The 8,317-nt window shown below is 49.8% G+C and carries 11 protein-coding genes; 9 read left to right on the top strand and 2 right to left on the bottom strand.

Going from position 1 to position 8,317, the window contains the following annotated elements; translation table 11 throughout:
• Positions 1-208, top strand: a 208-nt coding sequence (locus KKG35_15990) for a hypothetical protein (protein ID MBU1739631.1), incomplete at its 5' end; no start/stop codon positions are given.
• A gap of 4 nt (positions 209-212) precedes the next feature.
• Here the strand turns inward: KKG35_15990 and larB are convergent.
• Positions 213-974, bottom strand: a complete 762-nt coding sequence (gene larB, locus KKG35_15985; protein ID MBU1739630.1) for a nickel pincer cofactor biosynthesis protein LarB — start codon at positions 972-974, stop codon at positions 213-215.
• A gap of 158 nt (positions 975-1,132) precedes the next feature.
• Here larB and KKG35_15980 point away from each other — a divergent pair, with 158 nt between their 5' ends.
• From KKG35_15980 to KKG35_15950, 7 genes are all read left to right on the top strand, one after another.
• Positions 1,133-2,068: a 50S ribosomal protein L11 methyltransferase gene (locus tag KKG35_15980; protein MBU1739629.1), complete on the top strand. Its 936-nt coding sequence runs from the start codon at positions 1,133-1,135 to the stop codon at positions 2,066-2,068.
• Positions 2,065-2,811 (top strand): 16S rRNA (uracil(1498)-N(3))-methyltransferase, encoded by a 747-nt coding sequence (locus KKG35_15975; GenBank protein ID MBU1739628.1) that lies wholly within the window; start codon positions 2,065-2,067, stop codon positions 2,809-2,811. The genes KKG35_15980 and KKG35_15975 overlap by 4 nt, the downstream gene beginning before the upstream one ends.
• Positions 2,812-2,861: 50 nt before the next feature.
• Positions 2,862-3,254, top strand: a complete 393-nt coding sequence (locus KKG35_15970; GenBank protein ID MBU1739627.1) for a DUF2721 domain-containing protein — start codon at positions 2,862-2,864, stop codon at positions 3,252-3,254.
• 56 nt (positions 3,255-3,310) lie between these two features.
• Positions 3,311-3,760: a D-tyrosyl-tRNA(Tyr) deacylase gene (dtd, locus tag KKG35_15965; protein MBU1739626.1), complete on the top strand. Its 450-nt coding sequence runs from the start codon at positions 3,311-3,313 to the stop codon at positions 3,758-3,760.
• 2 nt (positions 3,761-3,762) lie between these two features.
• Complete coding sequence (locus KKG35_15960) at positions 3,763-4,476, top strand: PilZ domain-containing protein (protein MBU1739625.1); 714 nt, start codon at positions 3,763-3,765, stop codon at positions 4,474-4,476.
• Between the two features lie 177 nt (positions 4,477-4,653).
• A complete protein-coding gene (locus tag KKG35_15955; GenBank protein ID MBU1739624.1) occupies positions 4,654-5,340 on the top strand; it encodes a PilZ domain-containing protein in 687 nt (228 codons plus the stop codon).
• A 244-nt stretch (positions 5,341-5,584) separates the two neighbouring features.
• Complete coding sequence (locus KKG35_15950) at positions 5,585-6,280, top strand: hypothetical protein (protein MBU1739623.1); 696 nt, start codon at positions 5,585-5,587, stop codon at positions 6,278-6,280.
• 142 nt (positions 6,281-6,422) lie between these two features.
• On the opposite strand, the gene KKG35_15945 is transcribed toward KKG35_15950, so the two are convergent.
• Complete coding sequence (locus tag KKG35_15945; protein MBU1739622.1) at positions 6,423-6,899, bottom strand: DUF721 domain-containing protein; 477 nt, start codon at positions 6,897-6,899, stop codon at positions 6,423-6,425.
• 148 nt (positions 6,900-7,047) lie between these two features.
• Here KKG35_15945 and ychF point away from each other — a divergent pair, with 148 nt between their 5' ends.
• Positions 7,048-8,142, top strand: coding sequence for a redox-regulated ATPase YchF (gene ychF, locus KKG35_15940; protein ID MBU1739621.1), 1,095 nt, complete (start codon positions 7,048-7,050; stop codon positions 8,140-8,142).
• Positions 8,143-8,317 lie beyond the last annotated feature (175 nt).

The following is an 8,317-nucleotide window of genomic DNA, read 5'->3' as shown; positions in this document are numbered from 1 at the left end:
CTCCGTCTTCATCACTCAAAAAACAGAGCCCGTCCCGAGGACCGGAAAAACTTCTTTTCTAACCAAACTCGCAGCCGCTGTCAACCGCTTTCCGCTGCCCGTTCGGAGCGACCAATATAGAGCCTTTCAGTTTTTTGTCAATAAAAAGAAACGGCTTCCTGAAAAAATTATCTCACGGGCCCCGCCAGATGGTCAAACAGGAAAGTGAAAAGTTATTCGGCGCCCTTTCTGTTAATGGCGGCAGCCACGCAGGCAGCGCCAAAGCCGTTGTCAATGTTGACCACGGCAACCCCCGGTGCACAACTGTTCAGCATTCCAAGAAGGGCGGCAATCCCGCCAAAAGATGTTCCATAACCGATGCTGGTGGGCACAGCAATCACCGGCTTGTCGACCAATCCGCCCACCACGCTGGGCAAGGCGCCTTCCATACCGGCTACAACAACTATCACCACCGCTCTCTCCAGAAGTTCCCGCCCGGCCAGGAGCCTGTGAATGCCGGCGACACCGACATCATAGAGTCTTTCAACCCGATTCCCCATACACCAGGCGGTGATTGCAACCTCCTCGGCAACCGGGACATCAGAGGTCCCCGCGGAAATCACCGCGATCACCCCACGCCCGGCATCCTCAGGGATTTCCTGTTCATTACCGACAATGATCCGCGCCTCAGGATAGTATTTCACCCCGGAAAGAGCGTTACAGACAACGGCTGCTTTTTCCGTGTCGACCCTGGTTGCCATGGCGACCTGTGAGTGAACCATCATCTTTTCCATGATTGAGATGATCTGGTCGGCCGTTTTGCCTTCACCATAAACAACTTCAGGCAATCCTGTTCGTAAACGGCGATGATGATCAATGCAGGCAAAACCCAGGGATTCCCCGGGCATGTGCTTCAGAGTTAACATGGCCTCAGCAATATCACAGCTGCCGTCACGCACTTTTTCCAGAAGTTCCTGTAATTTCATATTATTCATCGAAAGCCCTGCAGATCTGTTTCCCAAAAAATAAACACAGCCATATAATAGTATTGTATATAGTCATATGAGACAGTAAGCACTGTTAAATTATACCCTGTGATTCCGCGCCACAGAATCATACTTCACATAAAAATTGAATCAATAGATTATAACCCATGACGACTACGACCTGGCAGAAACTTGAAATTGAGTGCGCCTTTGAGATGAGCGAAAACATAGCCACCTACTTCAACGACCTCACCGGCTGCGGTGTCGAAATCCGCGATCACGAAACCGGCAGGAGCGATGTTGCGGTGATTGTCGCCTATCTTGACAGCGAGGCCCTGTCACTTCAACACTCCCTGACCGCAGCCCGTTGCTATCTGCAGGACCTCGCCGATCTATTCCCCGAACATCCAAGCCCTATTTTAAGGCAGGCTCCTGTTGCCGACGAAGATTGGGGCCGGAAATGGAAGGAAAATTTCAAGCCATTCAAGCTGACCGATACGCTGGTGATAAAACCAACCTGGGAATCCTACTCTCCGAAAAATGGCGAAAAAATCATTGAGATCGATCCCGGCATGGCTTTCGGAACAGGCCTTCACGCCAGCACCAGACTTGCGGCATCCCTCATCGAAGAGCACATCACCTCCCGGGAATCTCTACCGGAAAGGGTCCTTGATATCGGCACCGGCACCGGCATTCTGGCCATATGCTGCGCCTGTCTCGGTTGCAAAAACGTCATCGCCATCGACAACGATCCCGATGCCGTTGCCGCTTCCGTTGAAAACATTTCGGCAAACAACCTGACCGAAAACATTGAAGCCGAAATTACCGGACTTGATTCACTTGAGGGACCTTTCGATCTTGTGATTGCCAACATCATTCACAATACACTGGTTGAAATGGCCCCGACCATAAACGGATTGCTCGCCCGAAACGGCTCCCTGATAATGGCCGGTATTCTGGCTGGAGATCAATCCCGAAATATTTCAGGAGTGTATGACCAGCTCGGGATCAGAACCGAATCCGAACGCATTTCAGGTGAATGGTCCGCGCTCCGTCTTCAGAAAACCATCCAACCCTCAACCCTGCCCGACGAATCAAAATGAGACGTTTCTTCATAGCCCCTTCCGAGATACATGATTCCGAAGGAATTATCCGCGGAGAGGAAGCCCGTCATATCCTCCAGGTCCTTCGCTTGAAACCCGGGAAAAAGATTGCCCTTTTCGATGGCACCGGAAATATTTACGATGCAGATATCACCTCCACCACAAAAAAAGAGGTCCTGGTTACAATCAGCTCCTCCCTGAAAGAGACGGAGCGCCCGCCATTCCTCCATCTTGGAATGGCCCTGCTGACCGGAAAAAAAATGGAACTGGTTGTTCAGAAAGCAACTGAACTCGGAGTAAAAACAATCCAGCCTTTTATCTCAAGATACAATACGGCACAGGAAATAACCGGCAACAAAGGGCAGCGGCTGCAAAAAATCTCGGCTGAAGCCTGCAAACAATGTGGCAGGCCGGTGCCACCGGTTATCAAGCCGTTGCTAAACTTCGACCAACTCATTGCCGACCCTGAAAACTCGGGTTTCAAAATTATCTTCTATGAAGATGAAAATAAAGTTGGTTTACGCGATATTGAGACAAATTTATCGGCAGCCAGACCGGATTCTGTTCTTTTCCTGACCGGCCCGGAGGGTGGCTTTACTCCTGACGAGGTGGAACTCGCCCGGCAGCACGGTTATACCTCGTCAAGTCTTGGGACTCTGGTGATGAGGGCAGAAACCGCAGCTATTTCCGGCGCGGCACTATTACAGTACTTACTTGGCAACCTGAACCCCGTTAAACATTAAAACCAGGCGGAGCCCTTTTAATTCGCCGCCCAAAATTGAATTTTACGACGATGGACATAACTCTCACAACCCCGGCCCTGCTGTTCCCGGCAATATCGCTGCTCCTTGTTGCCTATACGAACCGCTTTAACACGTTGGGCGGCCGGATCAGGACCTTGCATTCCCAATACAGGGTACACCCAGACCAGATTATTGCCGGCCAGATCAGCAGCCTGCGAAGACGCGTCATCCTGATCAGAAATATGCAGGCTTTTGGCGTGGCAAGCCTTTTTGCCTGTGTATTATGCCTTTTTGTTCTTTTCGCCGGCAAGATCCTGGCCGGTAAAATCATTTTCGCATGCAGCCTGGTCCTGATGATGCTCTCCCTGTTGATCTCTTTTCGGGAAATACTCCTTTCGGTGCAGGCACTGGATCTTGAATTGCAGGACATGCAGAAAGATTAGACATGGCAGTTTGATTTTTATACCCTTGATCAAGATTATTATTATCCGGAACGAATATGCGCGCAGTGGTACAGCGAGTGAGCGAAGCCTCGGTAACAGTAGACGATATGATCGTCGGCAATATTCTGGGTGGCCTGCTTGTTCTTCTGGGGGTTGAAGATACTGACACCGAAAGCGACAGTAATTATCTGGCAGATAAAACCGCCAGCCTCAGGATATTCCCCGACCAGGAGGACCGGATGAATCTCTCGGTTTCTGACATTGGCGGCGGCATCCTTGTTGTTTCTCAATTCACCCTGTTCGGCGACTGCCGCAAAGGCAGGCGACCCTCCTACAATAATGCGGCATCTCCGGAACTTGCCGAAAAATTGTACAATCACTTTGTCAACAGGTTGCGCACTCACGTCCCCAATGTTTCCACCGGGAAATTTCAGGCTATGATGCAGGTCGGTCTCATCAACGATGGCCCGGTAACCATTCTTCTTGACTCGAAAAAACTCTTTTAGCCATGAAAGAACACTGGTCCGCTGATTCGCAGGTAATTCATAAAACCTTTACCACCCTGATCAAGGGGAATCACCCCTTTTACATTTATCAACTCGGCCGCGACCATTTCACGGTTTACGCCAGAGAGATCTTCAACAAAAACGGGAATACCCTGGTGATGCTCTTTAAACCTGACGGTAATTGCATCAACCGTGAAAAATGCTTCATCACCTTTCAGCTTCCAGGTGAACCGATCTGCGGCTTCGATTGTGAACCTGTCCTTGAGACGGCGGAGCATATTGCGATCAATCTCCCGCAGGAAATATTCAAGGTCCAGAGGCGTAAACACAGCCGGGTAAACACCCCCGGCAACTCCAGAGCCATCTTTGCTTTCAGGGATCGGAAAAGACTCGTCAACTGCAGGGTGGAAGATTTTTCATTAATCGGAGCAAGACTCATCAGCGACTCATATGAAGACACCAGGAAAGGAGAGGTCCTTGAGCCGGTTAGCCTATCCCTGTATGCATTTGAAAACAGTCGGGAACAGCAGATCAATATTCCGGAAGCACGGGTGGCAAGAACCAGAGACCTGCCCAGGAACCGCACCGAGATCGGCATTTCCTTTGCCATTCCCCCTTCCGACCTTGATCTGCTGGACGCTGTTGAGATTTATCTGAAAATGCGGCGCAAAGAAGCGCATCGCGAATCTTCTCCAGCAACAAAAAATACGGTTTGATTCCCCAACAGAACTTCCATCTCTTCTTTGCCCCCCCATCAAGCTGAAGTCCCTACTCCCAGAAGGATCCCCGTATTCTCCCCGTATTTACTTCCCTCCCACCCTGTGAGATAATGAAATCAATAAAAGTCACCAGAAATTGTCTACCCATCCCCAAAAGAAGCTAGTGAAAGACCAATGGCAGATTCAAAATACAACCGTTCTCCCTGGGATATCGAGGAAAAACGCTTCACGCTGATAAACAGCACCTTTCAGATCAGAAACACCCTTGAGTTTGTCAAAAAAAAACACCGCCTTCTTACCCTGTGCGGTGAAGGGCTTGAAACTCCTCTGAAAAGTGTCATCCTGAAACTTTCCCACCAGACCCTCCAGATCGACAAACCTATCGACTGGCCGGGTTCCCCCGAAAGATTCAAAATTTTTTTCAGAGACCAGAACGACACCTGGAATTTCATGGTCTCCGATCTCTGTGAAAAAGAGATCTACCAGCTTTCTCTTTTCATCCCAGGCCATCTGCACAAACTGACGAGCCGATGGCACAAGCGGGTTGAAACCCCCTATGAAGCAAGAGCCAGGTTTCGTTACAACAACCAGTCATTTGCAGATCTGCAGATTTTAAACCTGAGTGCATCTGGAATGCTTGTCTGCAGCGGCTCTGAGACTGATCAGGCCGAGATAAATTCAACCGTGAACAACATCACCATCGACATTGATGATCCGAAACAGCCCTCTTCAACCATTATTGACCAGGGTATTGTCGTCCGATCATATCAGCATGATGATTCCGGCCGGGTCTGCCATGGCATAACTTTTATCCACAAAGATCAGGACTCTCTACAGAATCTTCACAGAATGCTTTTGTAATGTGCCGGCAGGGTGGAGTGCAAAGATGCCCGGCGAGCTGCATCTCGCCCGCTGATTCAACAGCTGCTGTCCTGTCGGAAGACGAACACAACTCCCGCCGAACCGCCATATTTCATCGAACTTTCAAACACCTAACACATATGCAGCACAACATTTCACTTGATTTTCTTCCCGGCAGTGTGAGATACTGTTTCTAGAAAGGGGTAATTTTTATTGAAATCGGGGATCAGGCATTAAATCAATAATGGATACTTCAATATTCGATCATTCACCATGGCTGGTGTCGGAGGAACGATTCCTCATCGCCAGGGATGAAAGAACCGTGATGTCGCTCCTCAAAGGCGCCAGGGACAGTCATGCCTTCCTTACACTCTGCAACAACAACCTTGATCTGCATTTTAAGAGCGTACTGATCAAGATTGATGCAAACACCCTGCAGATAGACAAACCTATTGAATGGAATGGGAAAAACAATGATTTCCAGATTTTTTTCCAGGATTCCTCCGGCTGCTGGAATATGATCAAGGCGGTCCTTGTCAGCGAGGGACTCTATGATCTGACGATCTCGTTGCCTGACCATCTTTATCGCCTGAAATGCAGGAGAAATACCAGAGTGGACAGTTTCGACGAAGCGACCGTCAGTTTTCTTGCCGACCACACCGCTTTGACCAATCTGCAGATCGTCAACCTGAGCAGGTCGGGCATGCTGGTTTGCACCAGAACAAACGGTGAGTGTTTGCCGGTGGATTCAATGATCAACAATATTCACATCACCCTGCCGGAAAAAAAATTCAAGGCATCTTCAACCCTGGTAAACCAGGGGCGCATTGTCCGTGCCTTTCAGTGCAGGGATTCACAACAGGCGTGTCATGCCATTTCTTTCCTCAGCGGTGAAACCCCGGCAGGAAGTGCGCTAAACAGCATCCTTCCCAAAGAGTGATCCATCTCCATATCACCCTCCGAGTATACGTCTCAATGTCTCACAGGCCCGCTTTCGCCCAGGGGCATAAAGCTTAAGTTGAGCGGCGTGCCTGCTTAACTTAACTCATCGGTACGAGCAGACAAGCAGCTTGACCTGGACATTATTTCGGCCTCAACTTCTGGGCCATCCACAGTTTCTTCATACTCTGCCGGATATTTTCATCAGGGATCGCCGAAGTCATTTTATCAAATTCAAGTGTCTCAATCGGATCTGGTTCTGCAGAAATTTTTTCGCGCAGATCAGTCGGGAGATCTGCTTTTCCTGGGGTAAAGAAGCTTGCCAGCTGAAAACGGATGTCCTCAATCATCACACCATGCAGCCTTGCATTGATCGATTCGAGCATCTCGGTCTTCTGAAAATGAAGCTGCTGCATCCAGACCGAATCAGAAACATCCACCCAGAGCACCGTGTTCCTCAAAAGTCTGGGGCTCGCATGGGATGCTATGAGCTGGCCGACCGCCTTTGTCCAGAAAGAAAACACACGGTGCCGCTCAAGTTTTTCCTGCCAGTTCCTGTTCTCACAGATATCCTTTACGATCTGGCCAAGGATGGAAATGGTTTGCTTGTCATTCATCATGAAATATCGGGTTATAAGCGGTCAGCTGCAAAATGTGGTCACACCGGGTAAACAGTACTTGCCCCGGCCCCAATAAACCAGTATAAAGGTTGCCACTCAAAAACAATTTTCACAAGCAGATAAAAAATAACTGTTTACAGGTAGATATATGGGATTTCGCTGCGGCATAGTCGGCCTGCCCAATGTTGGCAAATCGACAATTTTCAATGCCATGACCTCGGCCGGCATTGAATCGGCCAATTACCCCTTCTGCACTATTGAACCAAACGTCGGCATGGTGCCGGTCCGTGACAAACGGCTGGACATCCTCTCCGCGATCGCCAAAACCAAACGCACCGTAAATGCCCAGATGGAATTTGTCGATATCGCAGGTCTCGTCGCCGGCGCCAGCAAAGGTGAAGGCCTGGGCAACCAGTTCCTCGCCCATATCCGTCAGGTCGATGCAATCGCCCATGTGGTCCGCTGCTTTGAAGATTCTAACATTGTCCACGTCGAGGGTTCAATCGACCCGCTTCGCGACCGGGAAGTGATCAATACCGAACTGATCCTGGCTGATATGGACACGGTGAGCCGCAGAACCGACAAGACAGCGGGAAGAGCCCGTACCGGCGACAAGGAGGCCCAGGTGCAGCTGAAAGTGCTTGAAAAACTTGCAGCCCTTCTTGATAACGGTAAACCGGCAAGGCTTCTTGAGGTCGATGAAGGCGGCCGGTCTTTAATGAAAGAGCTCTGCCTGCTCACCGCCAAACCGGTCCTGTACGTTGCCAATGTACAGGAGGAGGATATTGCCACCGGCAATAAATGGGTAGAAGAGCTTGAAGCTGCAGCCAGTGAAGAAAACGCTCCGGTAGTTGTCATCTCGGGCGCCATCGAAGAAGAACTGAGCAGCCTGCCTGCCGATGAGCGGCAGGAGTTCCTAAACGACATGGGCATGGAGGAGTCGGGACTCAACCGGCTGGTCAAGGCCGGCTACAACATGCTCGGTTTGATAGACTACTTCACCGTCGGTGAAAAAGAGACCCGGGCATGGACCATCAGAAAAGGCGCAACCGCCCCTCAGGCGGCCGGCGTCATTCATACCGATTTTGAAAGGGGCTTTATCAGAGCCGAAGTCATCTCCTATGATGACTTCGTTGCCTGCGGCAGCGAGGCAAAAGCCAAAGAAAAAGGTCTGTGGCGCCTGGAAGGTAAAGATTACATTGTTCAGGATGGAGACTGTGTCAATTTTCGCTTCAACGTGTGACCGAAAATCCTCAGATGACGATCTCTGGTTCCGAAAATGAATTTATTTCGCTAACCTTACGTTCAGAAAACACAACGCGGTCTGAATCTGAACCGATTTCCCTGCTTGAGATCTTGCGTCAATTTATTTATAAACTCTAAAGCTCCTTTTCATCCACCTGAAAGATACACTCTCG

Source organism: Pseudomonadota bacterium (assembly GCA_018823285.1).
In the GTDB taxonomy this organism is placed as follows: domain Bacteria; phylum Desulfobacterota; class Desulfobulbia; order Desulfobulbales; family JAGXFP01; genus JAHJIQ01.
This window is presented reverse-complemented; position numbering and strand designations above follow the sequence as displayed.